Genomic DNA, 16,725 nt, shown 5'->3' on the forward strand with positions numbered 1-16,725 from the left:
AATATGATAAAGAGGTTTTTTATTCTATCTAGTTTATGTATGGTTTTGGGAGTTTCAGCTCAGAAATCTCATACGGTTGTACAAGGTGATAACCCTTACAATATTGCAAAAAAGTATGGAATAACTGTAGATGAACTGCTGAAGCTAAACCCGAAGTTTAAAGACGGTAAATTAGCTATTGGAGACGTTTTAACCATAAAATCAGATAAAACAGCCACCCCGGCTGTATCTAAAACTCCTGTAGTGGAGAAGGTAAAAACAAATACGGGTGTTTCCACCGGTAAAATTGTTTTACAGCCTAAACAAACCATCTACGGAATTACCAAACAATACAGAATCTCAGAAACAGATTTAAGAAAGCTGAATCCTGAACTGGATTCCCATATGAAAATCGGAGATGAGATTACATTGCCTCTTGAAAGTATTAAAAAATACGGTGGAAACCAACAGGCTGTTGTTGCTGAAAAACCTGCGGAAGTTAAAGCCGAAAAACCTGTTGTTGCAACACCTGCAGCAGAGGAAGCTGAAACTCATGTGGTTCAGGCAAAAGATAATTATTACAGAATCTCAAAACAGTTTGGTACCAGCCAGCAGGAACTTTATGCTTTAAATCCGGGATTGGAAGAAAAAGGACTGAAACCAGGAGAAACTATTAAAGTCAAAAAATCCGGTACAGAAACTGTTGCTGAACCTGCCAATCCAAAAGCAAAAATGGATTCAGGAAACGAAAAATCTACACCAGTGTCTAATAATGTTAGTGCGGGAGATGATTACGTTACTTATACTGTTCAGCAAGGGGATACGGTATTTTCTATCGTTAATAAATTTGGAGTAAGTATCGACGAACTGATCGCTCTCAACCCTGAGCTTTCAAAAGGACTGAAATCCGGAATGGTACTGAAAATCAAAAAGCAGGACCCGGTGTATGTAAAGAAAAACGGTGACGCTCTGAGTGTGGTATTAATGCTTCCTTTCGGATACAGTACAAACGAAACCCAATACAGAGCTATGGCCCTGGATTTCCTGACAGGAGCTAAGCTGGCTATTGAAAGAAATGCAAGAGGAGGACAAAAACTGGATATCAAAATTGTGGATTCAGGAAATGAAGCTTCTTTTAAAAACTCTCTGACTCAGATTAATCCCGATAATACGGATCTGATCATCGGACCATTCTTTAAATCCAATGTAATCGATGTATTAGACTTTACAAAAAACCAGAAAATACCGGTAGTAGCACCATTTGCCAATTCACCGGAATTGTATAATTACAACAATCTGATTATCGTTGAGACCAACAGTCAGACTTATGCGGATAAAATCGTAGAAGAGGTAAAATCAGTATATTCAGATCAGAAAATATATGTAGTGGCAGATCCCAAAAAAGAAAATGCCAACTATATTAAAACCGCTCTTGAAAAAGCGGTGAAAAATCCAACTATTGTTATTGTCAACTCTCCTGCTGAAATCCAGCTGGATCAAAATATGATGACAGGGCAGTCTGCTCCGGTAATTGCTGTTTTGGCTAATGACAATGACGGAATGGGAGACGCTTTCGCTAATAGAATCATTTCGCTTTCCAAAGAAGTACAAGGCGTGAAGGCATTCAGTATGTTCTATTCTCCGGTTTTCGAAAAGAGAGTAGATGATTTAAGTCAGGCAAGTCTGGTGTATCTGATGGACCGAAAAATCAATACAGACGGAAGCTTTGAAAAAGAAATTCTTGCCGCATATAAAACAAAGTATTGCAAAACACCTCCGAAATATGCCATCGTAGGTTTTGATGTTGTCAATGATATGCTGACCAGAGAAAATAGAAAAGGAGAGATTTTTAAACAGATGAATAAAGTTCAGACTCAGCTTGCTACAAAATTTGAGTTTGTAAAATCTAAAGCAAACGGGGCTTATGTAAATACTGGTTACAGAGTAATCAGATTAGTTCCTTAAATGATTTTCTCCCTTTAATAGAATTTAGTTAACATTATAGTTATATTTGCATAATATTTAATTCAATACATGAAAGCACTTGTATTTCCGGGGCAGGGTTCTCAATTCGTAGGAATGGGAAAAGAGTTGTACGATTCTAGAAAAGATATTAAAGATCTGATGCAATCTGCCAATGAAATTTTAGGTTTCGATATTCTTTCCATTATGTTTAACGGAACAGATGAGGATCTGAAAAAAACAGAGGTTACCCAGCCTTCAATTTTTATACATTCAGTAGCTGCATTAAAAGCAGTAAACGGTCTTGGAGCTGAAATGGTAGCAGGACATTCTTTAGGAGAATTCTCCGCATTGGTGGCTAACGGGGTTTTATCCTTTGATGACGGTTTGAAACTGGTATCAGAAAGAGCTAAAGCAATGCAGGAAGCCTGTGATGCTAATCCGAGTTCCATGGCTGCTATTTTAGGGCTGGAAGATGCTAAAGTTGAAGAAATCTGTGCTCAGATCAGTGGGATCGTAGTACCTGCCAATTACAACTGCCCTGGGCAATTGGTAATTTCAGGAGAAACTCCTGCCGTAGAAGAAGCTTGCGCAAAATTAAAAGAAGCAGGAGCTAAAAGAGCATTATTACTGCCTGTAAACGGAGCTTTTCATTCACCATTAATGCAGCCTGCACAGGAAAGACTGGCAGCAGCTATTGAAGTGACGAAATTCAGAAAAGCAACAATACCTGTCTACCAGAACATCACGACTACAGCAGTAACGAATCCTGATGAGATCAAACAGAATCTTATCGCTCAGCTTACAGGTCCTGTAAAGTGGACGCAGTCTGTTCAGAATATGATTAAAGATGGTGCTTCTAACTTTGTAGAAGTAGGACCTGGAAAAACACTACAGGGATTGATCAAAAAAATTGACAATACAGTAGAATCTACCTCAGCAATCTAATTAAGAAAATATGAACGCGATATTTTCACCGGGCAAGCTTATGCTTACTTCAGAATATTTCGCAATCGATGGAGCTCTTGTCTTAGCGGTACCTACCAGGCTGGGACAAGAGTTTTTTTTTGAAGAAATAGATAATGGCCAATCCCTGATACGATGGGAAGCCTATCATCAGAATATTTTATGGTTAACTGCTGTTATCGATTACAGAGACTGGCAGATTCTGGAAACCAATATTCCGTCAAGCGCTGAATTTATAGTAAAAACTTTAAAGAATGTTCAGCAGCTTTCCGATATTCAGTTCAAAAATGATTTTACCTATCATGTAAAAACAAACCTTCAGTTTCCTTCAGACTTTGGTCTTGGAAGCAGTTCTACTCTCATGAACAACCTGGCTGAATGGGCAAAAATCGACCCCTTTCATTTAAATACAGTCAGCCTTGGAGGAAGTGGCTATGATATTGCCGTAGCCAAAGAAAAAGCAGCTGTTCTTTTTCGGAATCAGCCGGAAATCCGATATGAGAAGGTCAATTTTAATCCTTCTTTTAAAAATGAACTGATTTTTATCCACTTAAATCAAAAACAGGATAGCCGGGAGGGAATCCGCTTGTACAAGTCCAAAACCAGATCTCAAAAACAGGTTGATGAATTTTCAGATATCACAAAGAAAATTTTGTTATGCAGTGAATTGGAAAAATTTTCCGAACTAATGGTGATTCATGAACATAAAATTGCCGATTTCCTTGAAATACCCACAGTTAAGGATAGGTTATTTCCGGATTGCCCTGTATTTATTAAAAGTTTGGGCGCATGGGGCGGAGATTTTGTAATGAGCTCCAAATTTGGGGACTATAAGAACTATTTTTGGGAGAAAGGATTTACCACCGTTTTAGAATGGTCTGATATAATTGATTTGTAATCAGTATTTTACAAACCTGTTTTTTTATTTGTCATTCTGACTTATATCAGTATATTTAAACCGTCTTTAACAAATAATTAATATTATTTTTGTTGAAGTCAATAAAGAAATAGAAAATATAAGTAAAATGAAAAACACTAAAATCATCCAGGATTTAGAGAAATTAGGGATTAAAGGAAACTATGAGGTAGTGTATAATCCTTCTTACGAAGAATTATATCAGGCTGAAGTTTCTCCTGAAAATCAAGGGTTTGAGAAAGCTGAGCTTACAGAGTCTGGCGCGGTATCGGTAAAAACAGGAATTTTCACAGGTCGTTCACCTAAAGACAGATATATTGTTCAGGATGATGTTACAAGAGATACAATTTTCTGGGATGGTAAAGTAAATTTACCTACTACAGCGGAAATTTTCGGTTCTTGTAAAGAACTAGTGATGAACCAGCTTTCTGAAGCTAAGAAAATTTACGTCGTTGATGCTTTCTGCGGAACAAATGCAGATACAAGGCTTAAAGTAAGATTTATCGTTGAAGTAGCATGGCAGGCACATTTTGTGACCAACATGTTCATCCGTCCTTCTCACTATGAGCTTGAAAACTTCGGTGAGCCGGATTTCACAGTAATCAACGGATCTAAAACAACAAACCCGAACTGGGAAGCTCAGGGATTGCACTCTGAAAACTTCATTATGTTCAACCTTACTGAAAAATTACAGATCATCGGAGGTACATGGTACGGTGGTGAAATGAAAAAAGGAATGTTTGCAATGATGAACTACTACCTTCCGTTAAAAGGTATGGCTTCTATGCACTGTTCTGCAAACGTAGGGGAAGAAGGTGATGTTGCTTTATTCTTCGGGCTTTCAGGAACTGGTAAAACAACCTTGTCTGCAGATCCTAAAAGATACCTTATCGGTGACGATGAGCACGGATGGGATCATAACGGAGTATTCAACTATGAAGGCGGATGCTATGCGAAAGTAATTGACTTATCGGAAGAAAAAGAACCGGATATCTTCAGAGCAATCAAAAGAGATGCGCTTCTTGAAAACGTTGTTGTACACAACGGAGTAGCAGATTATACAGACGGATCAATCACTGAAAATACCAGAGTTTCTTATCCGATATATCATATTAACAAAATTGTATTGCCATCTAAGGCAGGACATGCTAAGAAAATCGTTTATCTTTCTGCAGATGCATTCGGAGTACTTCCTCCCGTTTCCATCTTAAATGAAGATCAGGCGCAGTACCACTTCCTTTGCGGTTATACTTCAAAGTTAGCCGGAACAGAGAGAGGAATTACTGAACCTACACCCTCTTTCTCTCCTGCATTCGGAGAAGCATTCCTTACACTGCACCCTACGATGTACTCAAAAACACTGATCGGTAAAATGAAAGAACATGGTGCTAAAGCTTATCTTGTAAACACAGGATGGAATGGTACAGGAAAAAGAATTTCATTAAAAGATACAAGAGCTATTATTGATGCGATTATTGACGGTTCTATTGATAATGCTCCTAAAAATCAGGTGCCCATCATGAATCTTGAAATTCCTACTGCACTTCCGAACGTGTCTGAAGGTATTTTAGATCCTAGAGATACATATGCCGATGCCTCTGAATGGGAGGAAAAAGCAAAAGATCTTGCTTCAAGATATATCAAGAACTTTGAACAGTACTGCGATACTGAAGAAGGTAAAAAATTAGTGGCGGCAGGACCTCAACTGCAGGAACAAACCATCTAACAGATTACTTATACCTATAAAAAAGCCTCATCACTGATGAGGCTTTTTATTTTTTTGGCAATTTTTAATCAATTCATTTTTGTTCATCCGGTTTATCAATTGCTGTCTGAATTGAATGTTTATTCAGTTAAATTTATTGTAAACTCAGTACAGCCAGCCTGTAACCTTCCATTCCAAATCCGGATAAAACAGCATCGGTATTAGCCGCAGTAACAGATTTTTGTCTGAATTCTTCTCTTTTGTAAATGTTGCTGATATGAACTTCTATTTTAGGCTTTCGGATATTTTTCAGGCAATCTGCTATCGCATAAGAATAGTGGGTGAAAGCTCCCGGATTGATTACAACAGCATCAAAATCATCTTTCTGAAGCCTGTTGATAAGCTCACCTTCAATATTAGACTGGTAATATGATAATTCATGAGCTTGAAACTCAGATTTTAGAGTTTCCAAATAGCTTTCCATGGAAACTGTCCCATAGATTTCCGGTTCTCTGGTGCCTAAAAGATTAAGATTAGGCCCGTTTATAATCAAAACTTTCATTGTATAAAATTAAAACTTTTTTCGTTTCAAGATTAAAAAAATCAATTCCCGTTTTAAATTTTATAATTTGAATAATTGATAATGATATTTGTCATGTTTTGATGAATGTTAATTTTTGTAAGTATTTGTTTTAGGGTGTTTTGTTAAAAAATTAAGTTAAATTTTGAAAAATTATCATCATTTTTAATAAGTCTACTTGTTTTGTAGACTAAATATTTTTAGCTTTGCAACTATATTTCGATCGGCTTATAAAGAAAGATGGAGGGAACTGACCCTGTGAGATCTTGACAACCTGCTTGTTTGCAAGGTGTTACATTCAGCCTTTAAAGGAAAAATAAGCATTTGGTTTATCGTATTTATCGATGCCCTTTGCTGTGTTATCTGCAAAGGGCAAAATTTTAATATATGATAAATAAAATTGATTATGATTGATAAAAAATTAATAAAATCTAAAATTTGGATTCCGCCTGTTGCTGTATTTTTCTTAGGAATTGGCAGTATCAGCGGACAAAATACGAAGACTAAAAAAGATACACTTAAAGAGAAAGAGATTGATGAAGTAGTGGTTGTTGCTTATGGAAAAGCCAAAAGAACAAGCTATACAGGTTCAGTGGCAACGATTTCCAGTGATAAAATCAATAACAGAGCCATTACCAATATTACCAAAGCGCTGGAAGGCCAGGTTCCCGGTGTGCAGGCAACCAGTTCTTCAGGGCAACCCGGAGCTACTGCAACGATCAGAATCAGGGGTATTGGCTCTATCAGTGCATCCAGCGATCCGCTGTATGTTGTAGACGGGATTCCTTTTGACGGAAATCTGAACGCTATAAGCCCCAATGATATTGAATCCATCAGTGTACTGAAAGATGCTACAGCAAGTGCCCTGTATGGTTCGAGGGGAGCCAACGGAATCATTATCATTACCACAAAATCAGGTAAGAAAGGAGAGGCGAAGATCAACTTCAATATGAGCCAGGGTTTTTCCAGTAGGGCCGTAAAAGATTATAAACAAGTCAGTACCGATCAGTATTTTCAGTTATACTGGGAAGCGTTGAGAAACGGCTATACTTCCAGTCAGGTTAATGCACAACAGGCTGCCCAAATGGCGACCAATAATCTGGTTACCGAACTGGGAATCAATCCATACGGAATTAATTATCCTAAACCTGTGGGTACGGATGGAAGACTTTTAGCAGGAGCAACCCCTCTTTGGAACGATGACTGGAGAGATGTTTTACAAAGAGTTGCTGCAAGAAGTCAGGTAGATCTGGATATCAGTGGCGGAAGTGAAAAAAGCAATTATTTCTTTTCATTAGGTTATCTGGATGACAAAGGGATCGCTATAGAATCCGGATTTAAAAAATACAGTACCAGATTAAAATTAAATTCTGAAGTAAAAAAATGGTTAAACGTAGGCGTGAACTTAAGTTATACCAACAGTATTCAACAGGCTCCGCCATCTTCAGATTCCAAAACAAGTAACATTATTAATGCAGCAAGGGTTATTCCTTCTTTTTACCCTTATTTTGAAAGAAATCCTGATGGATCCTACGTTCTGGATGCTGCCGGAAACAGAGTCTATGATTTTGGGAAATACAGACCTTCCAGTGCCTTACAAAATGAGAATGCTGCAGCAACCTTACCTTTGGATAAAAACGAAAATAAAGAAGACAACTTCTCAGGAAAAGGATACCTGGATTTTACATTGTTACCGGAACTGAAATTCAGATCAAGTTTCTCCGTGGATTTAGTCAATTATAATGGTCATTATTATTCGAATCCGTTAATCGGGCAGGGAAGTGAAATTGGAGGTTCGGTAACCAGATCAAACAGCAGAACATTATCTTATACAACGAGTAATATTCTGACCTATGATAAAAAATTCGGAAAACACCATTTCAACGTTTTGGCAGGTCAGGAATTTTACAAATACGATTATCAGACGATTTCAGGAACGAGAAGTCAGTTTTCACTTCCTTATTACTATGAACCGGATGCTGCCGCTTTATTGGGAAGTTTCAGTGGAAACAGCGATAAAGTAAGCCTCTTGAGTTACCTTGGGAAAATTGAATATGACTTCAATAATACCTATTTCTTATCCGCCTCAGGGAGAGCAGACGGATCTTCAAGATTCTTTGAAGATAACAGATGGGGAAAATTCTGGTCTGTAGGAGGTTCATGGAAAATTTCAAATGAAGAGTTTATCAAAAATCTTAATTTCTTCAATCAGCTGACCCTTCGTGCAAGTTACGGAGGACAGGGGAATGATAAATTATTACAACCCAATAAACTCCCTCTTTATTACGCTTATCAGGAATTATATAAATTCTATAATAACCTTGGTGAGCCCGGAGCTGTTCTGGAAAAAGCAAGAACAAACGGTTTGAAATGGGAAACCAACCTGAATCTGAATGTTGGATTGGAGTTTGCCATTCTCAATAACAGAGTAAAGGGAAATATCGAATATTTTGAAAGAAAAAGCCAGGACCTTTTATTTAATATGCCGGTAGCTCCGTCCCTGGGAATCAATGATTTTCCTGCCAACATCGGAACGATAAAAAATACCGGTTTTGAGTTTTCATTATTCACAACACCTGTCAGAACCGACGACTTCCAATGGAATGTAGATATCAATCTGAGTACTCTAAATAACAGAATTACCAAACTGCCTAAGGGCTCTATCCTTACCGGAACAAAGCTCTTGCGTGAAGGAGGTTCCGTATATGACTTCTATATTCCGGAATGGGCAGGAGTAGATCCTAGTAACGGAAAACCTTTATGGAAAACCTTTAGTACAGATGCTAACGGAAATACAGTAGAAGGAACAACTTCCGAATATGCAAAAGCTACCAGAACTTTGCAGGGGTCTGCATTAGCAAAAGTAACAGGAGGGCTTAGTACAAGTATTGCTTATAAGAATTTTGATTTCTCAGCACTACTGACGTTCAAGATCGGAGGGAAAATTCTGGATACCGATTATACTTCATTAATGCACAACGGAAGTGCGGGAGGCCGTGCATGGAGTGCGGAAATGCTAAACAGGTGGACGCCTGAAAACCCTAATACGGATGTACCGGGACTAAGCACAATTACTAATAACTGGACTTCCAATTCTTCGAGATTTTTATACTCAGGTACCTATGCAAGACTTAAAAATGTAAGCTTAGGATATACACTCCCTTCAGATTATTTTGAAAAAATGGGACTTAAGAAATTCAGAATTTATATTCAGGCAGAAAACCTCCTTACTTTCTATAAGCATAAAGGAATGGATCCTGAGCAGGCTCTGGACGGAACTACTTATTACAGATATCCGGCCATGAGAACGATTACTTTTGGTCTTCAGGCTACTCTTTAACTCTTAAAATTGAAACAATGAAAAAATTAAAATATTTATCTCTTGCTGTCATCACTTCATGGCTGTTTACAAGCTGTGAAAGTGAGCTGGAAACCGCTCCGACAAATCAGGCTAACGATGTGGAGGTTTTTAAAACGGCAGAAAGTGCAGAAACCGTAATTAACGGGGCCTGGGCGAAATTCAATGACGACGGTACTACCTACGCCAATATCGGATATTCAACCGTATTACGTGCCAGTGATGCCATGGGAAGCGATGTAGCAATACTGACCAATAAATATGGTTTTGCCGCAGCCTATAACTTTACAGAAATGGTGAACAGTACTGCGGGACGTCCGGCATTTATATGGTCAATGCTTTATTCTACAATTAACAATATGAATAATGTGATTGCCAGAATTGACGGTACGGAAGGAAGCCAGGAAAAAAAGAACCAGGTAAAAGGGCAGGCACGAGCATTGCGTGCTTTCTGCTACCTGAATATTGCAAGTTTTTATCAGTTCAGTTATTTTAAGGATAAAAATGCTTTAACGGCTCCAATTTACACAGAACCTTCAACCATAACTTCGGTACCCAAGAAAAGAGCAAGTCTGGAGGAAATTTATACTTTAATTAAAAGCGATCTTAGTGATGCGGATAAGTTACTGAAAGATTACAGCCGGAATAATAAGGATAAAATCAATCGCGCGGTAGTCAACGGGATTTTAGCAAGGGTATACCTGAATACTGGGGAATGGACTAAAGCTTCTGCTTCCGCAAAAATTGCGAGAGAAGGCTATCCTTTAATGACTCCTGAAAAATATAAAGACGGTTTCAATGATATCAATAATGGAGAATGGATCTGGGGACATGGCCAGACTCAGGAACAGTCGGGAGCCAGCTATGCATTCCATTACCTGGACGTATCTTCTTCCGGAAGTTATTATTATAGTTTTATGGCAGACCCTTATTTTAAAGATTTGTTTGATACTAATGATATCAGATATCAGCTATTCTCATGGGATGGCCTGAAAGGTAGAGAAGGCCTTTTGAGGTATGCCAAATTTAAATTTAAAACAGGGCTTATTGCCGATATCGTGTATATGAGAGCCGCCGAAATGTATCTGATTGAAGCTGAAGCTGAAGCCAGAAACGGAAATGTTTCCCAGGCAGTCACTGTTTTGAATCAGTTGAAAACAGCCAGAAAAGCAAATGTTTACAGTGGCTCTTTAGCCCAGGATAATGTGATAAAAGAAGTCCTGACTGAGAGAAGAAAAGAATTGTTCGGGGAAGGATTCTCTTTATCAGATATTATCAGAACACAGGGAACTGTGGTCAGAAAACGTTTTGCAGATGCAAGTGGCCAGCCTGTTAAAGTTCAGATAACAACACCTGACGGAACGATAAAAACAGTAGACGGAAGAGGGCATTCTATTTTTGCATTCCCTGATCAGTCCGGATTTGTACCCAACAGTAAATATTATCTGTTTAGTATTCCGCAGAAGGAATTTGAAAATAACCCTAATTTATAATCTCTCGTTCATAATTAGATTTGATTTTTTAAACCACCGCATTTGCGGTGGTTTTTTTATGATCATACAGCTTATTTTAAAACCACTGTAAGGAGATTTGATTTTATCTCACCGGAATACAGGGGAACTGTATTGTCAAAATTGATAAGGCTTTCGCGAACGGTTTCAGGATGGTAGATCAACCTGAATTGCACAGTCTTCCCCTGATGTTCATTGCCGAACATATAATAATTCCGATTATTTCCATATACAGACTCATGTTTTTTTAAGAATATAAGCAATGGAAAAGTGAAAACATAAGATTCATCAGGATTTAAAATAAAAAAAAGGTCTTTCACTGTTTGAAAATCAGCTGGATAGTCATGATCTTGGCCTTGTACTATATTCTGTATCTTGTATCTTGTTTTTACGGATAAACGAATGTCATCAAAATCATATGCCTGAGATAAAGGTGTAAACAGATTGGTCTTGTAGCGGAATAAGGTGATTCTTTCCTTACATCTGCTGGTCAATTTTACCTGTAAACTGTCATTTTTATTCAGATTTGCCGTCATACTAACGCAGTTCGTCTGAGAAAAGAGCAGGCTATACTGAACAATGAATAATAATGTGATTTGTTTTATATTCATTTTTTTAGTCTGTAAATTTTTAAACACCGGATATTATTTTTTCAGATAACGAGAAAATTCAGGAGAAATAGCCTGGAGTCTGTATTTTTGAAACTGGTCAAATTTATAAATAAAGATCTTATTGCTTCGTGTAGAAAAATATTTTTTTGAGGATTAAAAATAATTCTGCACGACATACTAAGATTCGAGACTGTTTATTCATTTTAGAAAAAAGCCTTACCTTTGTTGCAATGAATCTGTTAAGATGGATACTGGCAATTTATTTCATGGCGTTATCATTAATGCCATGTGAAGATACGTCCAGACCATTGGATACCGGGAATAAAAAAATTGCGGTAAGTATCCAAGGGGTTCACTCAGGCGAAAAGGGTGATATCTGTTCTCCGCTTTGTGCCTGCAGCTGTTGCCAGATTACGGTTTCAGCTTTTAAAATGGATCCGTTACTGGAGATTCCTGAACAGATTCCTGCTTATTTCTCCAAGAAAATTCTTTTCCAGAAGAATGACTTTGCTTACCAGGTGTATGACCACGTCTGGCAGCCACCCAAAATTTAATTTTTATTGATTTTTAGAAAGTATGCTTTCTAAGCACTTGAAACTTTGCAATACCATTGCAGGGGTTTTCAGGATATTTTTGCTGCAGTATTATACCCTGTATGCATTCATTTTTCAATAAAAATTAAATATAAATCGTGTTAGATAAAATCATAAAATTCAGTATTAAAAATAAGGTCATTATCGGAATTATGACTTTACTGCTGATTATCTGGGGAACCTGGAGTGCTACCAGACTGCCGATAGATGCGGTCCCGGATATTACCAATAATCAGGTGCAGATCATCACCGTATGTCCTACACTGGCAGGACAGGAAGTAGAGCAGCTGGTTACCTTTCCTATTGAACAAAGTATTGCAAACGTTCCGGATATTCAGGAAACCAGAAGTATTTCAAGGTTTGGGCTTTCCGTAATTACCGTCGTTTTCAAAGAAGATGTTAATATTTACTTTGCAAGACAGCTGATCAGTGAGCAGTTAAAAAATGCAGTTGAAGAAATCCCGAAAGGAGTAGGAACTCCGGAACTGGCTCCGGTAAGTACCGGTCTTGGAGAAGTTTATCAGTATATTCTTCACCCTAAAAAAGGAAGTGAGAAAAAATACAATGCAAAAGATCTCAGAACAATGCAGGACTGGATCGTTCGCAGGCAGCTCAACGGAACTCCGGGTGTGGCTGAAATCAACAGTTTTGGAGGAGAATTAAAACAATATGAGGTAGCGATTGATCCCAACCGATTAAAGGCAATGGGTACAAGTATTACCGAAATATTCACTGCACTTGAAAAAAATAATCAGAATACCGGAGGTGCTTATATTGATAAAAAACCAAATGCTTATTTCATAAGGGGAATAGGTCTTGTAACTTCCCTTGAAGATATCAAAAATATAGCCGTTAAAAATGAAACCGGCAGTGTTCCGATTTTTATAAAAGATGTAGCCGATGTCCGTCTGGGAAGTGCCGTTCGCTATGGAGCGCTGACTTATGACGGGAAAGTAGATGCTGTAGGTGGTGTGGTCATGATGCTGAAAGGAGCAAACAGTAATGAAGTCGTAAATAATATTAAAGCTAAAATTCCGACCATTCAGAAATCTCTTCCTGATGATGTGGTTATAGAGCCGTTTCTGGACAGAACCGATTTAGTCGGAAGAGCCATCAGTACCGTTCAGAAAAACCTTATTGAAGGAGCGCTGATTGTTATTTTTGTCCTTGTCATCTTTCTGGGCAATCTTAGAGCAGGGCTTATCGTGGCTTCAGCGATTCCTTTATCTCTTTTGTTTGCGTTGGGAATGATGAATGTCTTCGGAGTAAGTGCCAATCTGATGAGCCTTGGAGCTATCGATTTCGGGTTAATTGTTGATGGCGCTGTGATTATTGTGGAGGCAACCCTCCATCATTTAGGATTAAGAAAATCCGTACGTGCCCTGACGCAGTCTGAAATGGATGAAGAAGTATTTCTTTCTGCTTCAAAAATAAGGAGTAGTGCCGCTTTTGGAGAAATTATTATCCTGATCGTGTACATCCCGATTCTTACTTTGGCCGGAGTAGAAGGGAAAATGTTTACCCCAATGGCAAAAACTGTAGGTTTCGCTATTTTGGGAGCCTTAATTCTGTCACTGACTTATATCCCGATGATGAGTGCGCTGTTCTTATCCAAGAAAATTTCCCATAAAGAAACTTTTTCAGATAAAATGATGAACCGCCTGCAAAAGATCTACCAGCCTTTATTAAAGAAAGCTGTTCAGGTAAAATATGCTGTGGTTTCGGTAACGGTAGTGGTATTTGTGGTCGCCGCATTCATCTTTAAAAATATGGGTGGGGAATTTATTCCACAGCTGCAGGAGGGAGATTTTGCTTTCCATTGTATATTACCGCAGGGAAGTTCACTGAGCCAGAGTATAGAAACGTCAATGCAGGCTTCCCGAATTATCAAACAGTTTGATGAGGTGAAAATGGTTGTGGGAAAAACAGGATCTGCAGAAGTGCCTACCGATCCGATGCCGCCTGAAGCAACAGATATGATTGTGGTACTGAAACCTCAGAGTGAATGGAAAACCAAAAAATCATATAATGAACTGGCTGATGAAATCAGTGAGAAACTGGAAACTATTCCGGGAGTATTCTTTGAGAAAAATCAGCCTATCCAGATGCGTTTTAATGAGCTGATGACCGGGATCAGACAGGATGTAGCCGTGAAAATTTTCGGGGAAAATCTGGATTCACTGGCGGTATATGCCGATAAAGTAGGGAAGGTGATTCAGACTGTTGATGGCGCTACGGCTCCTCAGATCGAAAGAGTAAGTGGCCTTCCTCAGATCAATGTACAGTATGACAGAACCAGAATTGCCAATTACGGATTGAATATTGAAGACGTAAACAATGCCGTAAGTACTGCCTTTGCAGGAAAAGCGGCAGGCCAGGTTTTTGAAAATGAAAGACGTTTTGATCTGGTAGTCCGTCTGGACAGTCTTCACAGAACAGATATTGCTGATGTGAATAATCTGATGCTCACCTCAGGTACGGGAGCTCAGATTCCATTGTCACAGGTAGCTAATATAAGCTACAAACTAGGTCCGGCCCAAATCAGCCGAGAGCAGGGAAAACGAAGAATTGTTATCGGTTTCAATGTAAAAGGACGCGATGTGGAAAGTGTGGTAAAAGATATTCAAAGCAAACTGGATCGACAGATCAAATTACCGTCGGGATACTACTTTACCTACGGCGGACAGTTTGAAAACCTTCAGGAAGCTAGCAAACGTCTGATGATTGCTGTTCCGGTATCATTGCTTCTTATTTTTATGTTGTTGTATTTCACATTCAGATCGTTTAAACAGGCTGCTTTGATTTTTACTGCTATTCCGATGAGTGCCATTGGAGGGATATTTGCTCTTCTCTTAAGAGATATGCCTTTCAGTATCAGTGCGGGAATCGGGTTTATTGCTTTATTTGGTGTTGCGGTACTTAACGGAATTGTTTTAATCGGAACATTCAATGAACTGGAAAAAGAAGGCGAAACAGATATTCTGAAAAGAGTTTTTGAAGGAACAAAAACCAGATTAAGACCGGTTCTGATGACAGCCACCGTTGCTTCTCTGGGATTTTTACCCATGGCAATATCCACGGGAGCGGGAGCTGAAGTACAGAAACCACTGGCGACCGTAGTGATCGGGGGACTGGTAACAGCAACTTTCCTTACATTATTCGTTCTGCCGATGCTGTATATTATTTTCAACACGAAAATTCTGAAGAGAAAAAATAAAACAACCGGCACCTTTACGATCGTTCTTGTATTGGGATTCATTATGCTGGGACAGACCTTTAAGGCACAATCCACACCGCTCTCCGTTGAACAGGCAATTGAACAGGCGGTTAATAATAATTTAACCCTGCAGTCCAAAGATTTAAGCATCAAATCTGCTGAAGCATTAAGGCCCACAGCAAAAGAGCTGCCCAAACTAAGTGTTGAAGCTCAGTTAGGACAGTATAACAGTCCGAAATTCGACCAGTCTTTTGCCATTTCACAGAGTATTCCTTTTCCGACACTTTTTAAAGCCAGAAAAGAACTGATCAATGAGAATATTAAAAGTAAACAGATTGATAAAGAAATTACGGCAAATGAACTGATCAGACAGGTTCGTACCTATTATTATCAGATTGAATATCTTCAGTATAATAAAGCTCAGTTAACAGGTCTTGATACCTTATATGATGATTTTATCCGAATTGCCACCGTAAGATTTAAAGCAGGTGATATTAAAAAGATTGAAATCAATACGGCGGAGACCCAGAAGGGAGAAATTGATCTGTTACTCAGACAGAATGAAGTGTATCTGAATAATGCCTATAAAAATTTAAAAACCCTGTTGAATACATCTGAAAATCTTGAAGTTCCCTTTAAGAAAGACTATGAGCCTTTAAAGGCAGAAAATGTGCTGGATAGTTCGCTGGTCGCCAATAATCCGTCTGTGAGAGCTTTCTATCAGGAAATGGAAATCGCTGAAAAAAACAAAAAGGTAGAAAAAGCGACTGGTCTTCCGGATTTCAGTCTCGGATATACCAACCAGTCTCTGATTGGTATGCATACCGTTAACGGACAGGAAAGTTATTATGGCTCCGGAAAACGTTTTCAGTCTGCAACGGTAGGCGTGTCTATTCCTTTGACATTTGGAGCTACAAAAGCAAGAATGCAGGCTCTGGAATATGAAAAACAGGTGGCAGAAACCAATGCAAAGATGCAGCAAAAACAACTGACAGCACAGCTGGAAAACGCTTTCAGCCAGTATCAGCAGGATATCCAGCAGTATGATTATTATACCGGTCAGGCACTTCCTAATGCTGAAAAAATTGTCAAAGCAGCCCAGCTTGGATATAAAACAGGAGAGATCTCTTATGTGGAATATCTTTTTGCTCTGCAGACGGCAACCAATATCCAGCTGAAATATCTGGAGTCGATCCAGCAGGTTAATCAGTCTGTAGTTACCATTAATTCAATCATTAATAAATAATATGAAACCGCTATTCAAAACATTTTCTGAAAAACAGTCACCAATATCAGTGACGGAATCATATTACCCTGAAAAAAGTAA

10 protein-coding genes and 1 riboswitch are annotated in these 16,725 nt (G+C 38.5%); of the genes, 8 read left to right on the forward strand and 2 right to left on the reverse strand.

Translation table 11 applies throughout. From position 1 onward, the window contains the following. Positions 1-3 precede the first annotated feature (3 nt). The 4 genes from JO178_RS00355 to pckA all read left to right on the forward strand — a co-directional run bounded on the left by JO178_RS00355 (position 4) and on the right by pckA (position 5,549). Complete coding sequence (locus JO178_RS00355; protein WP_291930287.1) at positions 4-1,944, forward strand: LysM peptidoglycan-binding domain-containing protein; 1,941 nt, start codon at positions 4-6, stop codon at positions 1,942-1,944. A 69-nt stretch (positions 1,945-2,013) separates the two neighbouring features. Further along, entirely contained in the window at positions 2,014-2,889 is an 876-nt protein-coding gene (gene fabD, locus JO178_RS00360) for an ACP S-malonyltransferase (protein WP_291930289.1), read from the forward strand. A 10-nt stretch (positions 2,890-2,899) separates the two neighbouring features. Further along, the gene (locus tag JO178_RS00365) at positions 2,900-3,805 is read left to right on the forward strand and encodes a GYDIA family GHMP kinase (RefSeq protein WP_291930291.1); all 906 of its coding nucleotides are present in this window, start codon (positions 2,900-2,902) and stop codon (positions 3,803-3,805) included. A gap of 127 nt (positions 3,806-3,932) precedes the next feature. Beyond that, positions 3,933-5,549, forward strand: a complete 1,617-nt coding sequence (pckA, locus tag JO178_RS00370) for a phosphoenolpyruvate carboxykinase (ATP) (RefSeq protein ID WP_291930293.1) — start codon at positions 3,933-3,935, stop codon at positions 5,547-5,549. 133 nt (positions 5,550-5,682) lie between these two features. On the opposite strand, the gene JO178_RS00375 is transcribed toward pckA, so the two are convergent. Next, on the reverse strand, positions 5,683-6,090 hold the full coding sequence (locus tag JO178_RS00375) for a type II 3-dehydroquinate dehydratase (RefSeq protein WP_291930295.1): 408 nt from the start codon (positions 6,088-6,090) through the stop codon (positions 5,683-5,685). Positions 6,091-6,333: 243 nt separating this feature from the next. Beyond that, positions 6,334-6,431, forward strand: a riboswitch (SAM riboswitch). A gap of 83 nt (positions 6,432-6,514) precedes the next feature. Between JO178_RS00375 and JO178_RS00380 the strand changes: the two genes are divergently transcribed. Both JO178_RS00380 and JO178_RS00385 read left to right on the forward strand, forming a co-directional pair. After that, complete coding sequence (locus JO178_RS00380; protein WP_291930297.1) at positions 6,515-9,448, forward strand: TonB-dependent receptor; 2,934 nt, start codon at positions 6,515-6,517, stop codon at positions 9,446-9,448. 17 nt (positions 9,449-9,465) lie between these two features. Continuing rightward, on the forward strand, positions 9,466-10,959 hold the full coding sequence (locus JO178_RS00385; protein WP_291930298.1) for a RagB/SusD family nutrient uptake outer membrane protein: 1,494 nt from the start codon (positions 9,466-9,468) through the stop codon (positions 10,957-10,959). 71 nt (positions 10,960-11,030) lie between these two features. Here the strand turns inward: JO178_RS00385 and JO178_RS00390 are convergent, their stop codons facing one another. Continuing rightward, positions 11,031-11,588 carry a hypothetical protein gene (locus JO178_RS00390; protein WP_291930299.1) on the reverse strand — a complete coding sequence of 186 codons (558 nt, stop codon included), beginning with the start codon at positions 11,586-11,588 and terminating at the stop codon, positions 11,031-11,033. Between the two features lie 230 nt (positions 11,589-11,818). Here JO178_RS00390 and JO178_RS00395 point away from each other — a divergent pair, with 230 nt between their 5' ends. After that, the gene (locus JO178_RS00395; protein WP_291930300.1) at positions 11,819-12,142 is read left to right on the forward strand and encodes a DUF6660 family protein; all 324 of its coding nucleotides are present in this window, start codon (positions 11,819-11,821) and stop codon (positions 12,140-12,142) included. Positions 12,143-12,279: 137 nt separating this feature from the next. Next, the gene (locus JO178_RS00400) at positions 12,280-16,644 is read left to right on the forward strand and encodes a CusA/CzcA family heavy metal efflux RND transporter (protein WP_291930301.1); all 4,365 of its coding nucleotides are present in this window, start codon (positions 12,280-12,282) and stop codon (positions 16,642-16,644) included. Positions 16,645-16,725: the final 81 nt, after the last annotated feature.

The sequence above is a fragment of the Chryseobacterium sp. genome (assembly GCF_019236175.1).
Classification (GTDB): domain Bacteria; phylum Bacteroidota; class Bacteroidia; order Flavobacteriales; family Weeksellaceae; genus Chryseobacterium.